At 63.4% G+C, this 23,201-nt stretch carries 26 protein-coding genes; 15 read left to right on the plus strand and 11 right to left on the minus strand.

The window, feature by feature from the left end; all coding sequences use genetic code 11:
* Positions 1–76: 76 nt before the first annotated feature.
* On the minus strand, positions 77–922 hold the full coding sequence (locus X771_RS155760; RefSeq protein WP_023681343.1) for an LOG family protein: 846 nt from the start codon (positions 920–922) through the stop codon (positions 77–79).
* 148 nt (positions 923–1,070) lie between these two features.
* Here X771_RS155760 and dapD point away from each other — a divergent pair, with 148 nt between their 5' ends.
* From dapD to X771_RS155745, 3 genes are read left to right on the plus strand one after another with little or no spacing between them, the layout of a single operon-like run.
* On the plus strand, positions 1,071–1,925 hold the full coding sequence (gene dapD, locus X771_RS155755; protein ID WP_023673222.1) for a 2,3,4,5-tetrahydropyridine-2,6-dicarboxylate N-succinyltransferase: 855 nt from the start codon (positions 1,071–1,073) through the stop codon (positions 1,923–1,925).
* Entirely contained in the window at positions 1,922–2,326 is a 405-nt protein-coding gene (locus X771_RS155750; protein WP_081725464.1) for a DUF805 domain-containing protein, read from the plus strand. Before dapD ends, X771_RS155750 begins: the two co-directional genes overlap by 4 nt.
* A gap of 21 nt (positions 2,327–2,347) precedes the next feature.
* The gene (locus X771_RS155745; protein WP_023673220.1) at positions 2,348–3,118 is read left to right on the plus strand and encodes a hypothetical protein; all 771 of its coding nucleotides are present in this window, start codon (positions 2,348–2,350) and stop codon (positions 3,116–3,118) included.
* A 66-nt stretch (positions 3,119–3,184) separates the two neighbouring features.
* Here X771_RS155745 and X771_RS155740 read toward each other — a convergent pair whose 3' ends face one another.
* Positions 3,185–4,198, minus strand: coding sequence for a 2-dehydropantoate 2-reductase (locus X771_RS155740; protein WP_023687471.1), 1,014 nt, complete (start codon positions 4,196–4,198; stop codon positions 3,185–3,187).
* Between the two features lie 115 nt (positions 4,199–4,313).
* On the opposite strand from X771_RS155740, the gene dapE reads away from it, so the two are divergent.
* Together dapE and X771_RS155730 are read left to right on the plus strand one after the other, a co-directional pair.
* On the plus strand, positions 4,314–5,504 hold the full coding sequence (dapE, locus tag X771_RS155735; protein WP_023687472.1) for a succinyl-diaminopimelate desuccinylase: 1,191 nt from the start codon (positions 4,314–4,316) through the stop codon (positions 5,502–5,504).
* Between the two features lie 2 nt (positions 5,505–5,506).
* Entirely contained in the window at positions 5,507–6,112 is a 606-nt protein-coding gene (locus tag X771_RS155730; RefSeq protein ID WP_023687473.1) for a hypothetical protein, read from the plus strand.
* On the opposite strand, the gene truA is transcribed toward X771_RS155730, so the two are convergent.
* Genes truA through def form a run of 4 tightly spaced genes read right to left on the minus strand, consistent with a single transcriptional unit; the run spans position 6,109 to position 8,865 of the window.
* Positions 6,109–6,864, minus strand: coding sequence for a tRNA pseudouridine(38-40) synthase TruA (truA, locus tag X771_RS155725; RefSeq protein ID WP_023687474.1), 756 nt, complete (start codon positions 6,862–6,864; stop codon positions 6,109–6,111). The two genes, X771_RS155730 and truA, sit on opposite strands and share 4 nt — an antisense overlap.
* A gap of 11 nt (positions 6,865–6,875) precedes the next feature.
* Positions 6,876–7,382 (minus strand): N-acetyltransferase, encoded by a 507-nt coding sequence (locus X771_RS155720; RefSeq protein ID WP_023673215.1) that lies wholly within the window; start codon positions 7,380–7,382, stop codon positions 6,876–6,878.
* Positions 7,379–8,329 carry a methionyl-tRNA formyltransferase gene (gene fmt / locus X771_RS155715; protein WP_023687475.1) on the minus strand — a complete coding sequence of 317 codons (951 nt, stop codon included), beginning with the start codon at positions 8,327–8,329 and terminating at the stop codon, positions 7,379–7,381. The genes X771_RS155720 and fmt overlap by 4 nt, the downstream gene beginning before the upstream one ends.
* Before the next feature lie 5 nt (positions 8,330–8,334).
* A complete protein-coding gene (gene def, locus X771_RS155710) occupies positions 8,335–8,865 on the minus strand; it encodes a peptide deformylase (RefSeq protein WP_023687476.1) in 531 nt (176 codons plus the stop codon).
* Positions 8,866–8,968: 103 nt separating this feature from the next.
* Between def and X771_RS155705 the strand changes: the two genes are divergently transcribed.
* Positions 8,969–10,222 (plus strand): DNA recombination protein RmuC, encoded by a 1,254-nt coding sequence (locus X771_RS155705; protein ID WP_023673212.1) that lies wholly within the window; start codon positions 8,969–8,971, stop codon positions 10,220–10,222.
* Positions 10,223–10,321: 99 nt separating this feature from the next.
* On the opposite strand, the gene X771_RS155700 is transcribed toward X771_RS155705, so the two are convergent.
* The 4 genes from X771_RS155700 to X771_RS155685 form a co-directional block, all read right to left on the minus strand.
* The gene (locus tag X771_RS155700) at positions 10,322–11,128 is read right to left on the minus strand and encodes a class I SAM-dependent methyltransferase (protein WP_023687477.1); all 807 of its coding nucleotides are present in this window, start codon (positions 11,126–11,128) and stop codon (positions 10,322–10,324) included.
* A gap of 81 nt (positions 11,129–11,209) precedes the next feature.
* Entirely contained in the window at positions 11,210–11,614 is a 405-nt protein-coding gene (locus X771_RS155695) for a GFA family protein (protein WP_023687478.1), read from the minus strand.
* A gap of 78 nt (positions 11,615–11,692) precedes the next feature.
* Positions 11,693–12,646 carry a cation diffusion facilitator family transporter gene (locus X771_RS155690; RefSeq protein WP_023687479.1) on the minus strand — a complete coding sequence of 318 codons (954 nt, stop codon included), beginning with the start codon at positions 12,644–12,646 and terminating at the stop codon, positions 11,693–11,695.
* Between the two features lie 110 nt (positions 12,647–12,756).
* A complete protein-coding gene (locus X771_RS155685) occupies positions 12,757–13,566 on the minus strand; it encodes a transglutaminase family protein (protein WP_023687480.1) in 810 nt (269 codons plus the stop codon).
* A 212-nt stretch (positions 13,567–13,778) separates the two neighbouring features.
* Between X771_RS155685 and X771_RS1000000169715 the strand changes: the two genes are divergently transcribed.
* Both X771_RS1000000169715 and sugE read left to right on the plus strand, forming a co-directional pair.
* Positions 13,779–13,904 (plus strand): hypothetical protein, encoded by a 126-nt coding sequence (locus X771_RS1000000169715; RefSeq protein WP_006200611.1) that lies wholly within the window; start codon positions 13,779–13,781, stop codon positions 13,902–13,904.
* Positions 13,905–14,110: 206 nt separating this feature from the next.
* Positions 14,111–14,425 carry a quaternary ammonium compound efflux SMR transporter SugE gene (sugE, locus tag X771_RS155680; protein ID WP_023681326.1) on the plus strand — a complete coding sequence of 105 codons (315 nt, stop codon included), beginning with the start codon at positions 14,111–14,113 and terminating at the stop codon, positions 14,423–14,425.
* Positions 14,426–14,510: 85 nt separating this feature from the next.
* On the opposite strand, the gene X771_RS155675 is transcribed toward sugE, so the two are convergent.
* Positions 14,511–14,939, minus strand: a complete 429-nt coding sequence (locus X771_RS155675; protein ID WP_023673205.1) for a DUF6481 family protein — start codon at positions 14,937–14,939, stop codon at positions 14,511–14,513.
* Between the two features lie 234 nt (positions 14,940–15,173).
* Here X771_RS155675 and X771_RS155670 point away from each other — a divergent pair, with 234 nt between their 5' ends.
* The 7 genes from X771_RS155670 (at position 15,174) to pmtA (ending at position 23,183) form a co-directional block, all read left to right on the plus strand.
* Positions 15,174–16,235 (plus strand): LLM class flavin-dependent oxidoreductase, encoded by a 1,062-nt coding sequence (locus tag X771_RS155670; RefSeq protein WP_023687481.1) that lies wholly within the window; start codon positions 15,174–15,176, stop codon positions 16,233–16,235.
* Between the two features lie 110 nt (positions 16,236–16,345).
* On the plus strand, positions 16,346–17,515 hold the full coding sequence (locus tag X771_RS155665) for an AI-2E family transporter (RefSeq protein WP_023673203.1): 1,170 nt from the start codon (positions 16,346–16,348) through the stop codon (positions 17,513–17,515).
* An 82-nt stretch (positions 17,516–17,597) separates the two neighbouring features.
* Complete coding sequence (locus tag X771_RS155660; RefSeq protein ID WP_023687482.1) at positions 17,598–17,801, plus strand: arylamine N-acetyltransferase; 204 nt, start codon at positions 17,598–17,600, stop codon at positions 17,799–17,801.
* A 22-nt stretch (positions 17,802–17,823) separates the two neighbouring features.
* Positions 17,824–18,822, plus strand: coding sequence for an LLM class flavin-dependent oxidoreductase (locus tag X771_RS155655; protein WP_023687483.1), 999 nt, complete (start codon positions 17,824–17,826; stop codon positions 18,820–18,822).
* Positions 18,823–19,193: 371 nt separating this feature from the next.
* Positions 19,194–21,110: a molecular chaperone DnaK gene (dnaK, locus tag X771_RS155650; protein WP_023673200.1), complete on the plus strand. Its 1,917-nt coding sequence runs from the start codon at positions 19,194–19,196 to the stop codon at positions 21,108–21,110.
* A gap of 219 nt (positions 21,111–21,329) precedes the next feature.
* Positions 21,330–22,460, plus strand: coding sequence for a molecular chaperone DnaJ (gene dnaJ, locus X771_RS155645; protein WP_023673199.1), 1,131 nt, complete (start codon positions 21,330–21,332; stop codon positions 22,458–22,460).
* Positions 22,461–22,577: 117 nt separating this feature from the next.
* Positions 22,578–23,183, plus strand: coding sequence for a phospholipid N-methyltransferase PmtA (pmtA, locus tag X771_RS155640; protein WP_023687484.1), 606 nt, complete (start codon positions 22,578–22,580; stop codon positions 23,181–23,183).
* Positions 23,184–23,201 lie beyond the last annotated feature (18 nt).

The raw sequence follows: 23,201 nt of genomic DNA on the forward strand, positions 1-23,201 counted from the left end.
TTGAAGAACTGGTGAAAGGAAGACCGATCCGGACCTCCTTTTCCTCAATTCTTCAGTTCCTCAATTCCCGGTTCCCCTACTCCCCCAACTTGTAGAAGCGGCTGATGATCCCCCAGGCCTCGTCGGCGGTGTCGACAAAGTCGATGATATCCTGGTCGCCGGGCGTGATGGTGCCTTGTTCGGCCAGGAAATCGAGGTCGATCGCGCGCTGCCAGAACGCCTTGCCGAACAGGATCACCGGCACGCGTTCCATGCGGCCGGTCTGGATCAACGTCAGCGTCTCGAAGAACTCGTCCATGGTGCCGAAGCCGCCCGGAAACACCGCGACGGCCTTGGCGCGCATCACGAAATGCATTTTGCGGATGGCGAAATAGTGGAAGTTGAAGCACAGCTCCGGGGTCACATAGGCGTTCGGCGCCTGCTCGTGCGGCAGGACGATGTTGAGGCCGATCGACGGCGCGCCGACATCGTCGGCGCCGCGATTTCCCGCCTCCATCACGCCTGGGCCGCCACCGGTGACGACGACGAATTCGCGGTAGTAGGACGTGGCCGATTGCTGTGAGCAGAGGCGGGCGAATTTGCGCGCCTCCTCGTAATATTTGCTGTTTTCCTCGAGGTTTTTCTTCTGCGTCTCGTTCTTGGCGGCCCAGGCCTCGCCGCCGGGCTCGGGAATACGCGCGCCGCCGAACAGGATCACCGTCGAGCGGATGCCGCGCTCGGCCAGGATCATTTCGGGCTTCAAGAGCTCAAGCTGCAAGCGCACAGCGCGCAACTCCCGGCGCGTCATGAAGTCGGGATCGTTCCAGGCCAGCCGGTAGGTTTCGGCGCGAGTCTGCGGCGTGTCGGGCACGCTTTTCGAGCGCTCCAGATCCTCGTCCGAATGCGGCAGCGGCGTCCATCCCGCCTTTTCCATAGGAGTCATATGCTTTCTACCCGTCCCAACAGTTCACTTGCGCCGTCCCATGGCGCACCCGCGATTGACCCCCAATACGCCTTAACATAGGGTCCGCGCGACTTTCAAAACAAGGTTAAGGCCGACGGCCTTAACAGCGTGGTAACGGAGCGAATTCATGTCGAAGCCTGATCTGGCCAGCCTCGAAAAGACGATCGAGAAGGCCTTCGAGGAGCGCGACACGATTTCGACCGCGACCCGGGGCGAAACGCGCGACGCCATCCAGTCCTCACTCGACCTGCTCGACCGTGGCACCGTGCGCGTTGCCGAGCGCCAGGCCGATGGCAAATGGCATGTCAACCAATGGCTGAAGAAGGCGGTGCTGCTCTCGTTCCGGCTCTATCCGATGGAGATCATCAAGGGCGGCCCCGGCCAGGCGGTCTGGTGGGACAAGGTGGCGTCGAAGTTCGACGGCTGGAGCGCGGTCGATTTCGAGAAGGCAGGCTTCCGCGCCGTGCCGTCTTCGATCGTGCGCCGCTCGGCCTATGTCGCGCCGGGCGCGGTGCTGATGCCGTCCTTCGTCAATGTCGGCGCCTATGTCGATAGCGGCACCATGGTCGACACCTGGGCCTCGGTCGGCTCCTGCGCCCAGATCGGCAAGAATGTGCACCTCTCGGGCGGCGTCGGCATCGGCGGGGTGCTGGAGCCGATGCAGGCCGGCCCGACCATCATCGAGGACAATTGCTTCATCGGCGCGCGCTCCGAAGTGGTCGAGGGCTGCATCGTGCGCGAAGGCTCGGTGCTCGGAATGGGTGTGTTCATCGGCCAGTCGACCAAGATCGTCGACCGCGCCACCGGCGAAGTGTTTTATGGCGAGGTGCCGCCGAATTCGGTCGTCGTCGCCGGCTCGATGCCGGGCAAGGCCTTTCCGAACAACGAGCCGGGCCCTGGCCTCTACTGCGCCGTCATCGTCAAGCGCGTCGATGCCAAGACCCGGTCGAAAACCTCGATCAACGAACTGCTGCGTGATTGATCCTGTCCGAGCAACCAGAGCGCTCCAGATTGCCCAACACACCACCACTTCCCTGGCTTTTCTTCAGCCTCTCAGGGCGCGTCAGCCCAAGTGCCTACGTGCTCGCCGGGCTGCTGCTGGTGCTTGCACAGTTTTTCCCGCTCTACCAGTTGTCGAGACTGGAACCCGGCACCGCAACCAGCCAGAACTGGGCACTTGTGTTCTGGGTTGTTTTGCTGATCTCGACATGGTCGAGCTTTGCGGTAACCGCAAAGCGGTTTCATGATTTCGGCAAGCCGACTTATTACGCGTTGATCTCTCTTATCATCGGCCCCATTCTTCTCATCGTTCTAGCGTGTTTCCGCGGTGACCCCGGTCCGAACCGCTACGGCAAACGCAGCAACGCGCCGGCTGAACCATGAGCGCCGACCGGATATCTCGCCATGCGCTACCGCACGCTTGATCCGAAACTGATCATCGACACCGCCGAGCGGCTGGAAGAGCGCGTCGCCGAGCGTTTTCCCGATGCCGGCCTGCGCGGCGTCGCCGCCGAACTGGTGTCGCTGTCGCGCGACCTGGCCAAGGCGGCGCAGGCGCTGGAAGCGCCGATCTGGTGGCTGCGCGGCGCCATCGTCGCCGCTGTTGCCGCCGGCGCGCTGATCTTCCTATTCGTCGGCACCATCCTGCCGCTCATCCATATCTCGCAGGCCGACGATGCGGTGCAGTCGGTGCAAGGCATCGAAGCCACGATCAACATGATGATCCTTGCCGTGCTCGGCCTGCTGGCGCTGATCCGCACCGAGGAGCGCATCAAGCGCAAGCGGGTGTTTCGCCAGCTGCATGGGTTGAGATCGCTGATCCATGTCATCGACATGCACCAGCTGACCAAGGATCCGGCAGCATTGTCCGCCAATTTCAGGCCGACCGCGCATTCGCCGGCTCGCATCACCAATGCCGCCGACCTGGCGCGCTACCTCGACTATTGCTCGGAAATGCTGTCGATCACCGGCAAGATCGCGGCGCTGTTTGCGCAGTCCGTCAATGACGATGTGGTCATCGACGGCGTCAACGACGTCGAGAACCTGGCGTCCAACCTGTCGCGCAAGATCTGGCAGAAGATCACGCTGATCGAGAACCACCCGGCGGCGCAGCCCGTGCCGGCGCCAGGCCCGGCGAGCAAAGCGCCGGCTCCGAGGCGCGCACCGAAGCTGTGATGCGGCGGGCCCACGCGCCTGTTTTCGGGCTATGCGGGCCAAGGCCCGAGGCTCGCGGCAAGTAGACTATCCAGTGACGGCTTCCGGCGTCAGCCCGGGTGAGCCGCGCTTTTCCCGCTCGGCTTGCCGCACCAGCGCGGTGACCCGCTTCAGCAGAGGCGCCGGCGTGCCGGCCTTGTCGGCGAGGCTCAGGACGGCCCCCTGCAGGTCACCGATCTCGGTCGGCCGACCGCGCTGGAGGTCGTCCCACATGGACGAGCGCGCCTGCGGGTCGATGGCGAGCATGCGGCGGGCGACCAGCCGGAACAGCCAGTCCGGCAGCCGGAGCAGCTTCGGCAGCAGGCCGGGACGCAAGCCGCCGATCCGCGCCGGCGCGATATGTAACGCCTTCATCGCCGCCAGGGCCTCGTCGATCTGACCGGCCAGGATCCGCCGCCAGCGGCGGTCGGCAAGTTCGCTCGCCAGCGGCAGGCCGGACAAGGCGACAAGCGCGTTGTTGAGGTTGATCAGCAGCTTGCCCCACTGCACGGCCTTCATATCGGCACGCGTTTCCACGCCAAGCCCTTCGACATCGAGAAGGCCGGCAAGGCCGGTCACGCCATCTTCGATCATGACCTTGCCGTCGCTGGCGCGATGCACGTGAAGCGGCAAATTGCCTATGGCCGACTGGACGACATTGAACGGCACCATGCCGGCGAGTACAGTCCGGCCACCGAGCACGGCGCGTAACCGGTCGGCATTGCCGACGCCGTTCTGCAGGCTGACCACCACGACATCGCCACGCGCATGTCCGGCAACAAGCGACGCCATCTCCTCGGTAGCGCCGTTCTTGACCGCCACCAGCACCACGTCGGCGCTGGCGAGGGCAGCGGCGGGATCGGTGGTGACGGACTCCGGCCGGATGGATCGGTCGCGACCATCGAGATCGGTGATGCGCAGGCCACCGCCCAGCAAGGCCGTCGCAATGCCTGGCCGCGCCAAAAACACCACCTTGCGTCCGGCCAGCGCCAGGCAACCGCCGACATAGCAGCCGATGCTGCCGGCGCCGGCAATGACGATGGTCTTTTCGGCGTTGGCCATGCGATTATCTCGTGTTGGCCTGCACTATACGACAGGAAAACCATAATGTCGGCGGCAGGATCGGTCATCATCTCTGGCCGTGACAGGCCTTTCGCTTTCGACTATCGCTTTGCCCATGAAACTGCCGACCGATCCCGCCGCCAACCTCGCGACCCTCATACGCTGCGCCTCCGTAACGCCCGCCGAGGGCGGCGCGCTGGCTGCCCTGGAAGGCATGCTGAAGCCGCTCGGCTTTTCCGTCGAACGCCCTGTGTTTTCCGAAGACGGCACCCCCGACATCGAGAACCTCTACGCGCGCCGCTCCGGCAATGGGCCGCATCTGATGTTTGCCGGCCATACCGACGTGGTGCCGGCGGGCGACGAGGCGTCGTGGACTCATCCGCCCTTTGCCGCTGAGATCGCCAAGGGCGAGATGTACGGCCGCGGCGCCGTCGACATGAAGGGCGGCATTGCCTGTTTCATCGCTGCCGTGGCGCGCCATGTCGAGAACAAGGGTGGTCCGAAAGGCTCGGTCTCGCTGCTGATTACCGGCGACGAGGAGGGGCCGGCGATCAACGGGACGACAAAACTGCTCGACTGGGCGGCGGCCAAGGGCGAGAGATGGGACGCCGCGATCGTTGGCGAGCCGACCAATCCGGACACGCTCGGCGACATGATCAAGATCGGCCGGCGTGGCTCGATGTCTGGCAGTGTCACGGTCAACGGCCGCCAGGGCCATGTCGCCTATCCATTGCTCGCCGACAATCCGGTGCGCGGCCTGATCAGCCTGGTCGACGCCTTGCTGTCGCCCGTCTTCGACAAGGGCACGAAGGATTTTCAGCCGACCAATCTGGAAGTGACCTCGATCGATGTCGGCAACCCCGCGACCAATGTTATTCCGGCCAAGGCGACAGCCACCTTCAACATCCGCTTCAACGACACATGGACTGCCGAGACGGTGCAGGCCGAGATCCATAACCGCCTCGACCAGGCGGCGAAGCGCAAGAAATACCGGACCGGCAAGACGCCGGTCGACTACGAGCTGATCTGGCGCGACCGGCCGAGCCATGTCTTCCTGACGCGCGACGACAAGCTGATCGAGACGCTGCGCGGCTCGATCAAGGCGACGGTCGGCAAGGAGCCGGCGCTGTCCACCTCGGGCGGAACCTCGGATGCGCGTTTCATCAAGGACTATTGCCCGGTGGTCGAGTTCGGCCTGGTCGGCAAGACCATGCACATGGTCGACGAGCGCGTCGCACTGGCCGACCTCGAGACGCTGACCCAAATCTACCAGCGCTTCATCGATGACTGGTTCGAGCAGGGCTGATCATGCTTTCGGTTGACGAGACCTCTTCATCGCTTAACGGCGCCTGGCGGCTAATGCTCGGAAAGGCCGACGGCTTGCGGCTGCTCGACCTTTCGGCGGACGGCTTCTGGAATTCCTTCTTCGCCATCGTCGTCGCCGCGCCGGCGATGATCGTCGGGTGGGTCGGCACGGCCAACGAGATCGGCGATCCCGATGCGTTCGCCGGTCGGCTGGGCATGTTGGTTCGCCTGGCGACCGTCGACCTCGGCTCGTGGCTGCTGCCCCTGTTTGTGCTTGCCCTGGTCGCATCGCGCGCCGGCATTGGCGACCGCTTCGTCCACTATGTCGTCGCCAGCAACTGGGCGTCGGCGATCACCGCCTGGATGCTGCTGCCTTCAGCGCTGATCAGGCTTTTCCTGCCGTCCGGCAACCCGGTTGCCGAATTGGTGTGGCTGGTTCTGGTGGTGCTTTCGCTGGTACTCTCCTGGCGGATGACCAACGCCGCGATCGGCAAGGGCGCGGCTGTCGGCAGCGCCGTGTTCGCAGGCATGTTGGTGGTGTCTCTGGCCGTGTTGTTCGGCCTGGTGGCGCTGCTCGGCATCACTGTGCCGACCGCCGCTCCGGCCTAGAACTTTTCCGGATAGTCTACACCGACGAGAAAAAGCCCGTCGGGCGGCGCCACCTGGCCGCAGGCGGCGCGGTCTTGTGCAGCGAGCGCGGCCTTGAGGTCGGCGGCGGTCCAGCCGCCGTCGCCGACGCGTTTCAGCGAACCGACCATGGAGCGCACCTGGTTGTGCAGGAAAGAGCGCGCCGAGGCCCTGACTTCGATCAGGTCGCCCTGGCGGCTTACATCGAGCCGCTCCAGCGTCCGCACCGGACTATTGGCCTGGCATTGCGTCGAGCGGAAGGTGGTAAAGTCATGTCGGCCGAGCAGGACTTTCGCCGCTTCGTGCATGGCGTCCGCATCGAGCCGCTTCGGCACCCACCAGACCTTGCCCTTTTCCATCGCTGCAGGCGCGCGCCGGTTGAGGATGCGGTAGAGATAGTGCCGTCCGGTGGCCGAGAAACGGGCGTCGAACTCATTGGGGACAACCGTGGCCTGCAGGATGGCGATGCGCGCGCCTGCCGCCTGCAGGTGCGCGTTGACGGCGTCGCGCACCTTGTCGTTTGGCCATGCCTTGGCGAGGTCGACATGCGCCACCTGGGCGGGCGCATGCACGCCGGCGTCGGTGCGGCCGGCGGCGCGTATCCGCACCGCCTCACCGCAAAATTTCTCGATCGCCTGCTCTATCGCCTGCTGCACCGAAGGCTGATCCGCCTGGTGTTGCCAGCCGGCGAAGAGGCTGCCGTCATATTCGATATCGAGACGAAAACGCGGCATACACCCTTCGTTCAGGCGGCGAGTGCGGTAAAGGCCTGGGCGTAGACCAGTTTGCCTTTTTCGGGTGCGTCACCCCAGGCCAGCGCCTGCAGCGCTTCGCCCTGATATTCGCTCTCGAACTTTTCGGCGCGCGCATGGCTGTAGCCGAAGCGGCCGTAATAGGCCGGATCGCCCAACACAACGGCGAGCGTCTCGCCGCCATCCCTGAGGCGGATATGCGCCTCGCGGATCAGCGCACCGCCAATGCCCGAGCCGTGGAACGAAGGTTCCACCGCCAACGGCGCCAGCGCCACGGCTGCAAACTGCTTGCCGCCGTTCTGGACGAACAGCCTGGAAAACAGGATGTGGCCGACCACCTGGCCGTCTTCTTCCGCCACCAGTTCGACAACGGCGTCGCCGCCGGTGACCAGAGCGTCGACCAGCCCGGCCTCCGCCTGCTGGCCGAATGCGTGTTCCTCGACCAGGCGTATGGCCTCGCGGTCCCGCGGCGTCGCGCCGCGTATCGACATCATGCTCATGAGAACTTCATTCCTTTTTCGATCTTGGCCCCGCGCAGAAACTCCTGCGCGGCAGCGGGCTTTCCGCCCGCCCGTTGAACTTCGACCAGCCTGACCGCGCCCGACCCGCAGGCGACCGTCAGCCGGTCATCGAGAATTCCTCCCGACTCGCCCATGCTTTCAGAAAGCGTGCCTTCCAAAAGCGTCGAGCGAAGCAGTTTCAGCCGTTCCGTGCGGCCGCCGATGTCGGCCTCGCACCAGGCGCCGGGAAATGGCGACAGGCCGCGAATGTGATTGTGGACCTCCGCAGCCGGGCGCGTCCAGTCCACACGTGTCTCCGACTTATCGATTTTCCTGGCGTAGGTCACCCCGTCAGCCGCCTGCAAAGTCGATGCCAGGGTATTTGTCTCCAATCGGGACAGCGCTTCCACCATCAGCGTGGCAGCAATATTCATCAAGCGGCCGTGCAGATCGCCGGCCGTCATGTCGGGCTCTATGGCGCATTTTTCAACCAGTGCCACCGGACCGGTGTCCAGGCCCTCTTCCATGCGCATCACCATCATGCCGGTTTCGACGTCGCCGGCCATAATGGCTCGCTGGATGGGAGCTGCACCACGCCAACGCGGCAAAAGCGAGGCGTGGCCATTGAGGCAGCCGAGGCGCGGAGCCTCCAGAATAGCCTTCGGCAACAGCAAACCATACGCGACGACGACTGCGACATCGGCACGCAACGCATGGAAAGCAGCTTGCTCGCCCTCGCCCTTCAGCGACAGCGGCGTGCGCACTTCGATGCCCAGCCGCTCAGCCTCGCGCTGCACCGGCGACGGTGTCAGCTCCAGACCGCGGCGGCCGGCGGCGCGCGGCGGCTGGGTGTAGACGGCTGCTATCTCGTGCTCGGCCTCGGCAATCGCGCGCAGCACCGGCACCGAAAACTCCGGCGTGCCCATGAAGATGACGCGAAGCGGCATCTTCCCTATCCCACCAGCTTGCCCGGCGCCTTGTCCTTGGCGAGCTTCTTGAACTTCTTGACCACCATGTCGCGCTTCAGCTTCGAGATGTGGTCGATGAACAGCACACCGTTGAGATGGTCGATCTCGTGCTGCAGGCAGGTCGCCATCAGGCCTTCGGCCTCGATCTCCTGCAGCTTGCCGTCGCGGTCGAGATATTTCACGCGCACCGAGGCGGGACGCTCGACCTCGGCGTAATAGTCCGGGATCGACAGGCAGCCTTCCTCGTAGACCGAGCGAGCGTCGGCGCTTTCGAGGATTTCGGGATTGATGAAGACATGCGGCGCCGGCGGCTCGTCTTCCTTGGCGAGGTCGATGACCAGCATGCGCAGCGGCTCGCCGATCTGGATTGCGGCCAAGCCGATGCCCGGCGCATCATACATCGTCGCCAGCATGTCGTCGGCCAGATTGCGCAAAGGCGCGTCGACGCGTTCGACCGGTTTGGAAACCTGGCGCAGGATAGGATCGGGAAGGATGATGAGCGGCTTGATCGACATGGCGCCTCACCTAAAACGTCGCAGGAGAAGCGTCAACCGGTGCGAATCGGTCTCGTTCACGTTTTGATCTGTGCCAGGTCTGCGAATCGGCTATGCTGGCGGGATGAACGACCTGAGCACCATCCTTTCCGAACCCGTTGCCCGGCTTGGCGCTACGACGATCACGCTCGGCCATGCACTGGCCATCGGCGCGCTGGTGTTTCTCGGCCTGTTCCTGGCGCTTGTCGTGGCGCTGTGGCGATCGGCCAAGGCGCGCACCATCGCCGCGGCGGAAGCTGCCGACCACGCCCGCGACGCCGAGGCGCGGATGGCCGGCATTTTGCAAAGCCAGGCCGAGATGCAGGGCCGCATGGGCGCCATCGCCGACGTGTTCGGCGCAAGGCAGGCCGAACTCAACCAGTCGATCGGCCAGCGCCTCGACGCCATGACCGGCAGGCTCGGTCAAACCATGACCGAACAGACCAAATCGACGCATGAGAGCCTCGCCAAACTGCAGGAACGGCTGGCGGTCATCGACACCGCGCAAGGCAACATTCAGTCGCTGGCCGGCCAGGTCGTGCAATTGCAGGCGATCCTGTCCAACAAGCAGACGCGCGGCGCCTTCGGCCAGTCGCGCATGGAGGCGATCGTCGCCGACGGCCTTCCGATGGGCGCCTACGAGTTCCAGGCAACACTGTCAAACGGCAGCCGTCCCGACTGCCTGGTCAGGATGCCGAACGGTGCGCCGCAGCTTGCCATCGACGCCAAGTTTCCGCTGGAAGCCTGGAACGCCATCCGCGCCGCCGATGGCGCCGAACAACAGAAGATCGCGGCCCAGGCTTTCCGCCGCGACATCGAAATTCACGTCCGCGATATCTCGGAAAAATACCTGATCCAGGGCGAGACGCAGGACACCGCCTTCATGTTCGTGCCGTCCGAATCGGTGTTCGCCGAAATCCACGAGAATTTCGACGCCGTGGTCCAGAAGGCGCACCGGGCGCGTGTCATCATCGTCTCGCCGTCGCTTTTGATGCTGTCGATCCAGGTCATCCAGGCCATCCTCAAGGACGCCCGCATGCGCGAACAGGCGCATCTGATCCAAGGCGAGGTGATCCGGCTGATGGAAGACGTCGCGCGCGTCGACGAACGCGTGCGCCGGTTGCAGACGCATTTTGGCCAGTCGGCCAAGGATATCGACGAGATACTGGTGTCGACGTCGAAGGTGACCAAGCGCGGCCAAAAGATCGAAGCGCTGGAGTTTGGCGAAAGCGAAGCCGAAGTGCGCGGTGGCGGACCCGCCAAGGCCGAAGCCGGGGTGCGGGTGGCGGATTCCAAGACGGGGCAGCTCAGGCTACGTGTCGTCGAAGGCGACGATTAAAGCGCGTCGCGCTGAAACGGATTCATACGACGCGCTTAAGTCTTTGTTTTGATGCATGTCGTTGTCCCGGAACCGCGGCACACTTCTGGGCGACATGCATTAGACCGTAGCCACGATCACGTGCGCCTGGATCTTGGCCGCAACCTCGCCGCTGCCGTGCCTGGCTGCAATCACGGACGCGGCGTGATCGGTTGCGGCTTCCAGTTTTCCTCTGGCCTCGATTTCGTTGCGAAGCGGAGTTCCCTGGCAATAGGCAACCGCCGGAAGGCGCGGCGAGGAGGCACGGCTTTGTTCGGCCCTCGTCTCGATCACCACACGGGAGAAACCTGCGGCTTCCAACTCGCCGCGGATCAATGCAGTGTCATTGTAGCCGTGCGGCGTGCGGGCGAGAAAGCGGGGCGGATCGTTCGGAAAAATCTCCGCAAGAGCATTCGTCACATCATTGGCGAATACATTCTCTTCGATGCGATCCCACACGTTGAACAGGAAATGGCCGCCGGTCTTCAGGACCCGCTTTGCTTCGCGATAGCCGGCGGCTCGGTCGGGAAAGAACATCGCGCCGAACTGACAGCAAACGAGATCGAAAGCCGCATCTTCGAACGGCAGCGCCAGAGCATCCGCCTGACGCCATTGTATGCGACTGTCGGGAGCTTGTCGCGAGGCCGCGTAGTCGAGCATAGGCTGGTTGAGGTCGGTCACGACATAGCTTGCGCCAGGGGACAGTTTCGGCGCCAATGCGCGGGTGACAACGCCGGTGCCGGCGGCGACTTCCAGGACGGCGCCGGGCGACAAGGACGCTGCCCGTCGTGCCAAATCCGCGGCGAACGGCTCGAAGATCAACGGCACCATGTAGCGGTCGTAGTTTTCCGGAATCGAGCCGGCAAACACTTTGTCCGTTTCCGACATTGCTATCCCCCGCCATCCGTTTGATGGCGAGCCTAGCACATAATTGGCTGGTTTGGGCCGCGTTTAACCGGGAGGCAGGTGCTACTGCGCCTCTACGATGCTTACGCCCTCGAATTCCGGAAGCCAGTGCAGGGCCGATCGATGCCATTTCTGTTGGGTCGGAACGAGATCCTCGCGTTGCCGCGCGGTCCCCGCCCTGATCCCATAGACCTTCGGCCCGTCGTCAACCGACGTTGCGTAAAGATGCGAACCGCAGTCGCCGCAGAACGCCTGGGCACGCTTGGCGCCGCTCGATCCCGTCTTGATATAGACCTTCGGTGTGCCCTTGGTGATCCTGTAATGATCCTCAGGCGCGGGAACAGTGACACGAAAGGCGGTGCCGGTCAGTTGCTGGCAGTCGGTGCAATGACAGATAGAGGTCTTTTCCGGGTCGACGTCTGCTTCATAAGTTATGGCGCCGCAATGGCACCCACCATCGATTTTCATGGTTGATTCTCCGAAATCCGTCGAGTGATCTTAGCGGGACCAGGCGATGGGGCCAACGGTGGACTGCTGGTCCAAGAACTAGTCCGACGCCGCCTCGACCTGCTTGCGCCGGTGCTCCCAGGTTCCGGTCGTCTGCGGCTTGACGAACAGTCTGGTGATCTCCGGCATTTCTTTTTTCAAGAGCGCCTCGATGCGCTCGACACAGGCTTCGATCTCAGGCGCCGTCAGATGGTCCTCGAATTCGATGCTCAGCCCAGCGACGATCTGTTGCGGGCCGAGATGGACGGTGAGAACGCCGTTGGCCCGCTGCACCGCCGGATCCTGCTGGGCGATGGCCAGCACCTTGGCCTGCACTTCCGCCGAGGCCGGCTCACCGATGAGCAATCCCTTGCTTTCGCGCGCCAGAAAGATGGCGGTGGCGCCGAGGATCATCGCGATGCCGATCGAGGCGACGCCGTCGAGTTCGGGCATGTCGAGGAGTTCGGCCGCCAATATGCCGGCGAAGGCGACGAACAGACCGAGCAGGGCGGCGCTGTCCTCGAACAGGATCGTGTAGACGCTCGGATCCTTGCTCGATTGCACGGCCTGCAGCCAGCCTTGCTTGCCCTTCTGCTGGCGGAACTCCTTCAGCGCCACGTACCAGGAGCTGCCCTCGAACAGCATTGAGAGGCCCAGCACGATGTAGTTGATTTTGGGATTGGCGACCGGCTCAGGCGCCATGATGTGGACGACGCCTTCATAGAAGGACACGCCGGCGCCGAGCGCGAATACGAGCAGGGCGACAATGAAGCTCCAGAAATACAGCTCGCGGCCATGGCCGAGCGGATGCGTGCGGTCCGGCGGGCGGGCGGCGCGGTGCATGCCGTAGAGCAGCAGCCCGCCATTGCCGGTATCCACCAGCGAGTGCACGCCTTCCGACAGCATCGCCGAGCTGCCGGTGAAGAAGGCGGCGACGAATTTGGTCACAGCAATAGCGAGATTACCGGCGAGCGCCGCGTAGATGACCGTCTTCGACCCGCCATGTGCTGCCATGCTGTCCCTCCAAGGAACCTGATGTAACGCCCCTGAGCTCCACAGGCATCACAACGCACGAATCGCCCGGTCGTTCAGGGTCTTGTAGGCCAGCTTGCGGAAAGACGCCCCTATTCGATGATCTCGTCCGTCCACACCTTGAAACCAGCCAGCGTGCCCGGTCCGAAGATGTGGGTCAGCGGCACGTCGGCGGCGTCGCGGCCGGAGGCGATCAGGATGCGGCCGATGCGTGGCGAATTGTTGCGCGGGTCAAAGACATGCCAGCGGCCACCGAGATAGACCTCCATCCAGGCTGCGAAATCCATGCTCGCCCAAGGTTTGGGCAGGCCGATGTCGCTGATGTAGCCGGTGCAGTAGCGGGTCGGGATGTTGAGCGCACGGCAGAAGGTGACGGCGAGGTGGGCAAAGTCACGGCAGACGCCGCTTTGCTCCCGATAGGCTTCCGCCGCGGTGCGGGTCGGCCGCGCATTGCCGTAGCTGAAGACGATGTGGTTGTGGACGAAGTCGCAGACCGCCTGGACGCGCGCAATGCCAAGCGGCGTATGCCCGAACAGCCGCCAGGCTTCGCTGGCCAGCAGATCGCTCTCGCAAAAGCGGCTCGGCAACAGGAAGAGCAATGTGTCCGACGGCAGATCGCGCACCTCGTGCTGCCAGGCCATCAGGTCGCCCATCTCGAACGTGCCGGGGTCGCGGATTACCGAATCGGTGCCGAAGGTGAAGCGACCGGGCGGGGCGACGAAGCGGTTGCACCAATTGCCGAAACTGTCGCGGTAGCTCTGGATCGGCACCGGCGGGTTGGAGGTCAGGAAATCCGGGCGCTCGAGATCGGAGGCCCTGGAGTAGTGGACGTTGAGCATCGCGATTAGCGGCGTTTCCTGCGGAAAATCGAAACTCATCTCGCTGCCGATGCGGATTCGCATTGTCGTCCTGACCGCACTGCCTGATCATCGCCGGGCGAAGGCATGGCCGATGCTGCAGTGCGAAGGCAACCATGGCACGGACCGGAATGGTTTACGAGCAAATTAGAAACCGGTTGAAAGCGGCCCGACGGCGCCGGCGACAGACGCAGCCCTCTTGCAGTCCGGCGTTTCTCTTGTTTCACTTGGCCTCCCAGCAACTGGAGGAACGAATCATGGCTAAAGGTGCGATGAAGGCGGGCAAGGAAGCTCGGAAGCCGAAAAAAGACGCCAAGAAGCCCGCAGCGGCTCCGGCACTCAAGGCGCCGCCCGTCAAGGCGATGAGGCTCAAGGAAAAGTAAGCCCGCCTCGGAAGATCTTGGACGGTTGAAATCCGGACAAACCGTTTCGGCGCAGATTTTGACACCGGCGGCATGAACGATGCGGCCGGTGTTTTTGTTGATCGCACCGGCGCAGCCGCTTGTGTCGAAGCGGCGAGGACGACCTCGCGCCTTCCCATAAATCGGCCGGGACGGCCCGCCATGCTCATGGAATGGAGTGCATCCCGATGTCGTGGATTTTTCTGTTTTTCGCCGGCCTGTTCGAAATCGGCTGGGCGATCGGCCTCAAATACACCGACGGCTTCTCGAAGCCGCTGCCGACGGTGCTCACTGTCGCCTCGATGATCATCAGCCTCGGGTTGCTCGGCCTGGCGCTCAAGACGCTGCCTGTCGGGACGGCCTATGCGGTGTGGACCGGCATCGGCACGGTCGGCACGGCGCTTCTTGGCATCTGGCTGCTGGGCGAGCCTGCGACGGCCATCCGGCTCGCCTGCATTGCGCTCATCGTCTGCGGCATTATGGGGCTGAAGCTCGCCGCCTGAGCAAAGCAACCAAGGAAATCGACGCACAAACACATTCACGGCCGCTGGAAGGCGACCCTGATGTCCGATCGTTTCGATCGAAGCGTTAGCGGGCGGAGAAGCCCGGAGGCGTCCTGCCGGTACGCTGCTTGCGCGCCGCATAGCGTGCGTCGCGCTTGGCCTTGCGTTCGGCTTCGTCGGCCAGCAAACGGGCAATGCGCTCGTTTTCTTCGGCTTCCTTGATCTTCGCTTCAGCCTGCGCTGCCTCTTCGGCCGCAATACGCGCCGCTTCGGCTGCTGCCTCGCGCTCGGCCTTCTCGACCGCCTCGCGTGCCAGCTTTTCCTGCTTCAGCCTGGCCTTTTCGGCCTCGCGTATTTCGCGAGCCTCAAGAATCGCCTTGCGTTCGGCCTGTTTGGCCAGAACCGCAGGATCATCAGCCGCCGGCTTTGACTTGAAGCGCTCCAGAAGCGCCTTCTTTGCCTCGTTCGCGGCATTGCGCCGCTCGAAAATGTCTTTTTCCCTGTAGATAGCCAAGTCCACTTCCCTGAAGTCAATTCGCGACGCTTACATACGCGCGAAAACCGAGAGTTCAAGCGCCAAAACGGTATGCCAGCCATGAAAGTTTATGCTGTTGCAGCCGGGAGACGCGTTTTCCCTGAAACAAAGCCGGCCGAAACCGACATGCACTGTTCACTATCCGCCCCTCTGGCGGCCGGGGCGGCTCGCCGCTACCTCTAGCGGCAAATCAGAACATTTGGATGACATGCCATGGAACTCGGTCTCTACACTTTTGCCGACGTCAGCCCGGAGCCCGGCCCCGGCGCGATCGGCCCGCATCAGCGGCTGCGCAACCTGATCGAGGAGGTCGAGCTGGCTGACCAGGTCGGCCTCGACGTCTTTGGTCTGGGCGAACATCACCGCCCCGACTATGCCGCGTCCGCGCCGGTGGTGGGGCTGGCCGCCGCCGCCGAACGCACCAAGCGCATCAAGCTGACCAGCGCGGTCACCGTGCTGTCCTCCGACGATCCGGTTCGCGTCTTCCAGCAGTTCGCAACGCTCGACCTTTTGTCGGGCGGCCGGGCCGAGATCATGGCCGGGCGCGGCTCGTTCATCGAATCCTTCCCGCTGTTCGGCTACAATCTCGAGGACTATGACGAGCTGTTCGCCGAAAAGCTCGATTTGCTGCTGGCCATACGCGACAGCGTCAAAGTTACCTGGTCCGGCAATCTGCGCGCGCCGATCAACGACCGCGGCGTCTATCCGCGACCGCTGCAGGAAAAATTGCCGATCTGGATCGCAATAGGTGGAACGCCGCAGTCTGCTGCCCGCGCGGGGGTGCTCGGCCTGCCGCTGGCGCTGGCCATCATCGGCGGTGAGCCGGCGCGGTTTGCACCGCTGTTCGACATTTATCGCGATGCCGCCAGGCGGGCCGGTACCGACCCCTCGGGCCTTGCCACCAGCATCAATGTGCACGGCTTCATCGCCGGCACCACTGAACAGGCGGCCGACGATTTCTATGGCCCGCAGGCCGAAGTGATGAACCGCATCGGCCGCGAGCGCGGCTGGGGCCCGACCTCGCGGGCGCATTTCGATCAGTCGCGTGGTCCGAACGGCGCGCTGTTCGTCGGCGATCCGGAGCAGGTGGCGGAAAAGATCGTCGCCCAGCACAAGAACTTCAACAATGACCGCTTTCTGCTGCAGATGGCGATCGGCGCCATGCCGCACGCCAAGATCATGAAGGCGATCGAACTCTACGGCACCAAGGTGGCGCCGATCGTGCGCAAGGAGACCGCCAAGCCCGGCGTCGCCGTCGCAGCGCCAGCCGCCTGAGCGACGGGCGGCCCGGATTGAGGGCCTTGCCGGCTAACGGAACCTTGGGCTTGCAGAGGCGTTTCCGTCGTCGGAATGCACCAATTGCGGTGCGCCGCTGAGGGAAAATCATGAAAGCCGAACCCGCCGCTTTGGGTGCTGGCCTTGCCGAAACCGAAGAGGCGAGAGTTGTGGCGCGTGCCGACACGCATCTGATGCGTTCGCTGCTCATCGGGATCTTCCTGTTCATGGCCATCTACGCGCTGTATTTCGCGCGTGCTTTCTTCATGCCGGTCATCCTCGCCTTCCTGCTGACGCTGACGCTGACACCAATCGTGCGCTTCCTGCGCAAGCGCGGCATTCCGGAAGTGGTTTCGGCGACAATGTTGGTCGTGCTGTCGATCTGCGTCTTCGGCGTTGCCGGCTATCTGCTCAGCGGCCCGGTCATCGACCTTCTCAACAACACCTCGTCGATCGGCCAACAACTCACCGAACGGCTCGCGCAATTACGGCGTCCGCTCGAGAGGATCATGCAGATCTCGCATCAGATCGAGCAGATGACGGAGACCTCGCAGGAGCCGGGCATCCAGAAGGTGGCGATGGCGCAGTCCGGTGTCCTGTCGGCCGCCGCCAGCAACGTCCTGTCGGCGGGGACAAGCCTGACCATCATCTTCGTGCTGTCGCTGTTCCTGCTGGCGTCGGGCACGATGTTCTATGAGAAGATCATCCAGTCCTTCGCCAGCCTCAGCGAGAAGAAGCGGGCCTTGCGCGTCGTCTATGACGTCGAGCGCGAAATCTCGCATTATCTGCTCACCGTCACCGTCATCAATGCCGGTCTCGGCGCGGTTATCGGCCTTGGCCTGTGGGCGCTCGGCATGCCCAACCCGCTCGTCTGGGGAACGATGGCGGCGCTGCTCAACTTCCTGCCCTATGTCGGCGCGCTGATCACCATCGTGCTGGTCAGCGTCATTGCGATGATCAGCTTCGACTCGATCACCTACGCCCTTTTGGCGCCGGGCTTCGTGCTTTTGTGCGACATCGTCGAAGGCCAGTTCGTTACGCCGATGGTTGTCGGCCGACGCCTCGAGATCAACGCCGTGGCGATCTTCATCGCCATCGCCTTCTGGTCCTGGCTTTGGGGCTTTGTCGGCGCGCTGATGGCGGTGCCGCTGCTGGTCGTCGTCAAAGTGTTCTGCGATCATTTCGATGGCCTCAGCCATGTCGGCAATTTTCTCGCCGCACAGCAGACGGCCGTGGTGGAGGAGGAAGCGGCCGAAGAGAACGGCAAGGCCGCGGCATAAGCTTGCCGCGCCCGTCCATCATCTCGCATTTGTTGTCTTCAGGCGGAGTGCCTATATCGAGCCGGTCAAGCCGGACCCTGCGATGAACGATGCCTCCTTCGACCTCGATTCCTATTTCGACCGCATCGGCTATCGCGGCCCGATCGATGCTCCGCTCGGCACGCTGAGCGCGTCGCATCGCCAGCATCCGCAGGCGATCCCGTTCGAGAATTTGGACCCGCTGCTTGGCACCAGCTCGACATCCTCATTCCCGACCGCGCCTTCGAAACCAGGGTCAGGCAGTTGAACATCGTAAAGGCTTGAGGCCCATGACCGCACTTTCCGTTCTCGACCTGTCGCCGATCGTCGAAGGCAGCGACGCCTCGCAATCGCTGGCAAATTCGCTCGACCTGGCCCGCCATGCCGAGCGGCTCGGCTACAGGCGCTACTGGCTGGCCGAGCACCACAACATGCCGGGCATCGCCAGCGCGGCGACCGCCGTCGTCATCGCCCATGTCGCCGGCGGCACCAAGACCATCCGCGTCGGCGCCGGTGGCATCATGCTGCCCAACCATGCGCCGCTGGTGATTGCCGAGCAGTTCGGCACGCTGGCGGCACTGCACCCCGGCCGCATCGACCTCGGCCTCGGCCGGGCGCCCGGCACCGATATGGGAACAGCGCGCGCGCTGCGCCGCAATCTCGAGGCGTCAGACAATTTCCCCCAGGACGTCGTCGAGCTGATGGGCTATTTCCAGCCGGCCGCGGAAGGCCAGCGTATCCACGCCGTGCCCGGCGAAGGCCAGAAGGTGCCGGTCTGGATTCTCGGTTCCAGCCTCTATGGCGCGCAGCTCGCCGCCATGCTCGGCCTGCCCTATGCGTTTGCCTCGCATTTCGCGCCGGCCGAACTCGACCATGCGCTGGAGATCTACCGTTCGCGCTTCCAGCCTTCGGAACAGCTGGACAAGCCCTATGTCATGCTCGGCCTCAACGTTTTCGCCGCACCGACCGATGGAGAGGCCAAACTGCTGTTCACCTCGTTGCAGCAGGCCTTCGTCAATCTGCGCACGGGGCGGGCCGGCCGCCTGCCGCCGCCGGTCGAGGGCTATGACCAGACGCTCGAGCCGATGGCAAAAACCATGATTTCGCAGGCGCTGTCCTGCGCCGTCGTCGGCTCTCCCGAAACCGTCCGGCAAGGCATAGACGCGTTCGTGCGCCGCACCGGCGCAGACGAGCTGATGGTGACCGCGCAGATCTTCGACCATGCGGCACGCGTGCGCTCGTTCGAAATCCTGGCCGAGGCGAATAAATCGCTGTCGCAGGCCGCGTGACGCTTTTGCCTGTGTCTGCTGTGGGCAGGCGCCTTCCTCAGCCAGGAGCCGCCTCTCTCACGCATAGGGGACGTTTTCTTGTGGTTTCGAAGCCCTGACTGGGCGCTTCGCCGGGGGATCGCGCAGATCCTGGGGTTTTGAGCGCGGTTTGAGCACATCCGGGCCGCCGGGCGGCTGTTCAAAGGCGCCAAGCGCGGCGCGGTGGATGCCATGCGCAGAATGCTTGCGCCCGATGCCGCCTGTTCTTATATACGCGCCAAGCCGCCCAGTGCCGGAATGCCGGTTGCCGGAGCGGAATTTCTTGTGAACAGGGGCTTTCGTCGGAACGCCTTACGGGTCCTGAGAGCCTGCTTAGCGGAGAGACTAGAAAAATGGCAAAAGTAATCGGTATCGATCTCGGCACCACCAACTCCTGCATCGCCATCATGGATGGCAAGGAGCCCAAGGTCATTGAAAATGCGGAAGGCGCGCGCACGACGCCTTCCATCGTCGCCATCTCGGGCGACGGCGAACGTCTCGTCGGCCAGCCGGCCAAGCGCCAGGCGGTCACCAATCCTGAAAACACCATCTTTGCGGTCAAGCGCCTGATCGGCCGCCGCTATGACGACCCGGTGACGGAGAAGGACAAGAAGCTTGTCCCCTACAAGATCGTCAAGGGCGACAATGGCGATGCCTGGGTCGAGGCCGGCGGCAAGAAGCAGTCGCCCAGCCAGATCTCGGCCATGATCCTGCAGAAGATGAAGGAAACGGCGGAGGCCTATCTCGGCGAGAAGGTCGAGAAGGCGGTCATCACCGTTCCGGCCTATTTCAATGACGCCCAGCGCCAGGCAACCAAGGACGCCGGCAAGATCGCCGGCCTTGAGGTGCTGCGCATCATCAACGAGCCGACGGCTGCAGCACTTGCCTACGGCCTCGACAAGAAGGATGGCAAGACCATTGCCGTCTATGACCTTGGCGGCGGCACGTTCGACATTTCGGTGCTCGAAATCGGCGACGGCGTGTTCGAAGTGAAGTCGACCAATGGCGACACCTTCCTCGGCGGCGAGGATTTCGACATGCGTCTCGTCGAATACCTGGCGGCCGAGTTCAAGAAGGAACAGGGCATCGACCTGAAGAACGACAAGCTTGCGCTGCAGCGCCTCAAGGAGGCGGCTGAAAAGGCCAAGATCGAGCTGTCGTCGACGACGCAGACGGAAATCAACCTGCCCTTCATCACCGCCGACGCGACCGGCCCCAAGCACCTGACGCTGAAGCTGACCCGCGCCAAGTTCGAGCAACTGGTCGACGATCTCGTCCAGCGCACCATCGAGCCCTGCAAGGCGGCGCTCAAGGATGCCGGGCTGAAGGCTGGCGAGATCGACGAAGTGGTCCTGGTCGGCGGCATGACCCGCATGCCCAAGATCCAGGAGATCGTGAAGCAGTTCTTCGGCAAGGAGCCGCACAAGGGCGTCAACCCGGATGAAGTCGTCGCTTTGGGCGCCGCCATCCAGGCCGGCGTGCTGCAGGGCGACGTGAAGGACGTGCTGCTGCTCGACGTGACGCCGCTGTCGCTCGGCATCGAGACGCTGGGTGGCGTGTTTACCCGCCTGATCGAACGCAACACGACGATCCCGACCAAGAAGAGCCAGGTGTTCTCGACCGCTGAAGACAGTCAGTCGGCCGTGACCATCCGCGTCTTCCAGGGCGAGCGTGAAATGGCTGCCGACAACAAGGCGCTCGGCCAGTTCGACCTGGTCGGCATTCCGCCGGCGCCGCGCGGCGTGCCGCAGATCGAGGTCACTTTCGACATCGACGCCAACGGCATCGTCAACGTTTCGGCCAAGGACAAGGGCACCGGCAAGGAGCACCAGATCCGCATCCAGGCCTCTGGTGGCCTTTCGGACGCCGACATCGAGAAGATGGTCAAGGACGCCGAAGCCAATGCCGAGACCGACAAGCAGCGGCGTGCTTTGGTCGAGGCCCGCAACCAGGCCGAGGCGCTGGTGCACTCCTCCGAGAAGTCGCTGAAGGAATATGGCGACAAGGTTTCGGAAACCGAGCGCACGGCGATATCGGAGGCTATCACGGCGCTGAAGGCTGCTGCCGAAGGCGACGATGCCGCCGACATCGAGGCCAAGTCGCAGACCCTTGCCGAAGCATCCATGAAGCTCGGCCAGGCCATGTACGAAGCTTCGCAGAAGGAAGCGGCGGAAGCCGACGCCAAGGCGGACGCGGCCAAGGATAGCGACGTGGTCGACGCCGATTTCGAGGAAATCGACGAAAACGACGAGAAGAAGAAGTCGGCCTGACCGGTTGACGGCAAATAAAGCGGAAAGCCCGGCGCAAAGCCGGGCTTTTTTGCAACCCTCGCTGAAAAAGTGCGGGCCTTGCCGAAAAAGTCACTGAAAAACACAGGCACAAGCGCGCCGGCCCTAGCATCCGGGCAGCACCGCTCCTAAATCGAGACAACGTGCCGGCAAACGACGCAACATGCATCAAGACGTTGAGCATCCGGACTGCGGGAAAAGATGAAAGCTGATTTCTACGAGACGCTGGGCGTGCAGAAGGGCGCCGACGAGAAGGAGCTCAAGAGCGCTTTCCGCAAGCTGGCCATGCAGTTCCATCCCGACCGCAATCCCGGCGATCACTCCTGCGAGCATAAGTTCAAGGAAATCAACGAAGCCTACGAAACGCTGAAGGACCCGCAGAAGCGCGCGGCCTATGACCGTTTCGGTCACGCCGCCTTCGAGCAGGGCGGCATGAATGGCGGCGCGCAAGGTTTTGGCGCCGGCGGCTTCGCCGACATTTTCGAGGATATTTTCGGCGACATGATGGGCGGGCGCCAGCGCCGCTCGTCGGGCGGCCGCGAGCGTGGCGCCGATTTGCGCTACAATATGGAAATCACGCTGGAAGAAGCGTTTGCCGGCAAGACCGCGCAAATCCGCGTGCCGGCCTCGATCTCATGCACGGAATGCTCCGGGACCGGCGCCAAGCCCGGCACCCAGCCGTTGACCTGCTCGATGTGCCATGGCCACGGCAAGGTACGAGCGACACAAGGCTTCTTCTCGATCGAGCGTACCTGCCCGCAATGCCAAGGCCGCGGCCAGACGATCAAGGACCCGTGCCCGAAATGCGCCGGCCAGGGCCGCGTCACCGAGGAACGCTCGCTGTCGGTCAATATCCCGGCCGGCATCGAGGACGGCACCCGCATCCGGCTTGCCAATGAGGGCGAGGCGGGCCTGCGCGGCGGCCCATCGGGCGACCTCTATATTTTCCTGGCGGTGAAGCCGCATGAATTCTTCCAGCGCGACGGCGCCGATCTCTACTGCAAGGTGCCGATATCGATGACGACGGCCGCCCTTGGCGGCTCGTTCGAGGTGACGACGCTGGACGGCAGTCAGACCAAGGTGAAAGTGACCGAAGGCACGCAGAACGGCCGCCAGTTCCGCCTCAAGGGCAAGGGCATGCCGGTGCTGCGCCAGCCCAATGTCGGCGACCTCTATATCCAGACCGCGGTCGAAACGCCGCAAAACCTGTCGCGCCGCCAGCGCGAGCTGCTGGAAGAGTTCGAGCAGCTGTCGTCGAAGGACAATTCGCCCCAGTCGAGCGGCTTTTTCGCCCGCATGAAGGACTTTTTCGAATCCTTCGGCGAGCACTGAACCCAAACCAAGGCCGCCACGCTTCCCGAACGTCATCAACATCTTATGCCAGATCGCGCCTTGCCTTGGACCTGTTAGCTGCTAAGTAGCGTTCGGGGAGTGTTGAGGAGAACTTGCATGGCACGTGGTCCGGGATTGCGGAAGGCGCTGGCGGAAAAGTTCGACGACGAACTCAAATTCTTCAAAGGCTGGATCGACAAGCCGAAGTCGGTCGGTTCGATCGTGCCGACAAGCTCCATCACCGCCCGCAAGATGGCTTCCATCGTCAATCCGAAGTCCGGCCTGCCGGTGCTTGAAGTCGGACCCGGCACAGGCGTCATCACCCGTGCAATCCTCGCCCAGGGCGTTAAGCCCGAAAACCTGTACGCGGTCGAATATTCCACCGATTTCGTGCGCCATCTGCGCCAGCTCTATCCCGGCGTCAACGTCATCGAGGGCGATGCCTTCAATCTCAACGCCACGCTTGGCGAGAAGAGCGGGATGGTTTTCGATTCCGTCGTCTCCGGCGTGCCGCTGCTCAATTTTCCGGTCGCACAGCGGATCGCCTATATTGAAAGCCTGCTAGACCGCATCCCGGTTGGACGGCCGATCGTGCAGCTGACCTATGGGCCGTTGTCGCCGATCCCGCCCGGCCGCGGCAATTACACGGTCAAGCATTTCGACTTCATCTTCCGCAACATCCCGCCGACGCAGCTGTGGATCTACCGGCGGGAAGCGCATTAGCTGGTATTGGGGGCGGGA

Origin of the sequence: Mesorhizobium sp. LSJC269B00, assembly GCF_000502815.1 — a bacterium.
Taxonomy (GTDB): domain Bacteria; phylum Pseudomonadota; class Alphaproteobacteria; order Rhizobiales; family Rhizobiaceae; genus Mesorhizobium.

What these genes read in the sequence shown, in the direction of transcription:
- X771_RS155760 (WP_023681343.1), bottom strand. Translation starts at nt 922, where the DNA reads ATGACTCCTATGGAAAAGGCGGGATGGACGCCGCTGCCGCATTCGGAC.
- dapD (WP_023673222.1), top strand. Translation starts at nt 1,071, where the DNA reads ATGTCGAAGCCTGATCTGGCCAGCCTCGAAAAGACGATCGAGAAGGCC.
- X771_RS155745 (WP_023673220.1), top strand. Translation starts at nt 2,348, where the DNA reads ATGCGCTACCGCACGCTTGATCCGAAACTGATCATCGACACCGCCGAG.
- X771_RS155740 (WP_023687471.1), bottom strand. Translation starts at nt 4,198, where the DNA reads ATGGCCAACGCCGAAAAGACCATCGTCATTGCCGGCGCCGGCAGCATC.
- dapE (WP_023687472.1), top strand. Translation starts at nt 4,314, where the DNA reads ATGAAACTGCCGACCGATCCCGCCGCCAACCTCGCGACCCTCATACGC.
- X771_RS155730 (WP_023687473.1), top strand. Translation starts at nt 5,507, where the DNA reads ATGCTTTCGGTTGACGAGACCTCTTCATCGCTTAACGGCGCCTGGCGG.
- truA (WP_023687474.1), bottom strand. Translation starts at nt 6,864, where the DNA reads ATGCCGCGTTTTCGTCTCGATATCGAATATGACGGCAGCCTCTTCGCC.
- X771_RS155720 (WP_023673215.1), bottom strand. Translation starts at nt 7,382, where the DNA reads ATGAGCATGATGTCGATACGCGGCGCGACGCCGCGGGACCGCGAGGCC.
- fmt (WP_023687475.1), bottom strand. Translation starts at nt 8,329, where the DNA reads ATGCCGCTTCGCGTCATCTTCATGGGCACGCCGGAGTTTTCGGTGCCG.
- def (WP_023687476.1), bottom strand. Translation starts at nt 8,865, where the DNA reads ATGTCGATCAAGCCGCTCATCATCCTTCCCGATCCTATCCTGCGCCAG.
- X771_RS155705 (WP_023673212.1), top strand. Translation starts at nt 8,969, where the DNA reads ATGAACGACCTGAGCACCATCCTTTCCGAACCCGTTGCCCGGCTTGGC.
- X771_RS155700 (WP_023687477.1), bottom strand. Translation starts at nt 11,128, where the DNA reads ATGTCGGAAACGGACAAAGTGTTTGCCGGCTCGATTCCGGAAAACTAC.
- X771_RS155695 (WP_023687478.1), bottom strand. Translation starts at nt 11,614, where the DNA reads ATGAAAATCGATGGTGGGTGCCATTGCGGCGCCATAACTTATGAAGCA.
- X771_RS155690 (WP_023687479.1), bottom strand. Translation starts at nt 12,646, where the DNA reads ATGGCAGCACATGGCGGGTCGAAGACGGTCATCTACGCGGCGCTCGCC.
- X771_RS155685 (WP_023687480.1), bottom strand. Translation starts at nt 13,566, where the DNA reads ATGCGAATCCGCATCGGCAGCGAGATGAGTTTCGATTTTCCGCAGGAA.
- X771_RS1000000169715 (WP_006200611.1), top strand. Translation starts at nt 13,779, where the DNA reads ATGGCTAAAGGTGCGATGAAGGCGGGCAAGGAAGCTCGGAAGCCGAAA.
- sugE (WP_023681326.1), top strand. Translation starts at nt 14,111, where the DNA reads ATGTCGTGGATTTTTCTGTTTTTCGCCGGCCTGTTCGAAATCGGCTGG.
- X771_RS155670 (WP_023687481.1), top strand. Translation starts at nt 15,174, where the DNA reads ATGGAACTCGGTCTCTACACTTTTGCCGACGTCAGCCCGGAGCCCGGC.
- X771_RS155665 (WP_023673203.1), top strand. Translation starts at nt 16,346, where the DNA reads ATGAAAGCCGAACCCGCCGCTTTGGGTGCTGGCCTTGCCGAAACCGAA.
- X771_RS155660 (WP_023687482.1), top strand. Translation starts at nt 17,598, where the DNA reads ATGAACGATGCCTCCTTCGACCTCGATTCCTATTTCGACCGCATCGGC.
- X771_RS155655 (WP_023687483.1), top strand. Translation starts at nt 17,824, where the DNA reads ATGACCGCACTTTCCGTTCTCGACCTGTCGCCGATCGTCGAAGGCAGC.
- dnaK (WP_023673200.1), top strand. Translation starts at nt 19,194, where the DNA reads ATGGCAAAAGTAATCGGTATCGATCTCGGCACCACCAACTCCTGCATC.
- dnaJ (WP_023673199.1), top strand. Translation starts at nt 21,330, where the DNA reads ATGAAAGCTGATTTCTACGAGACGCTGGGCGTGCAGAAGGGCGCCGAC.
- pmtA (WP_023687484.1), top strand. Translation starts at nt 22,578, where the DNA reads ATGGCACGTGGTCCGGGATTGCGGAAGGCGCTGGCGGAAAAGTTCGAC.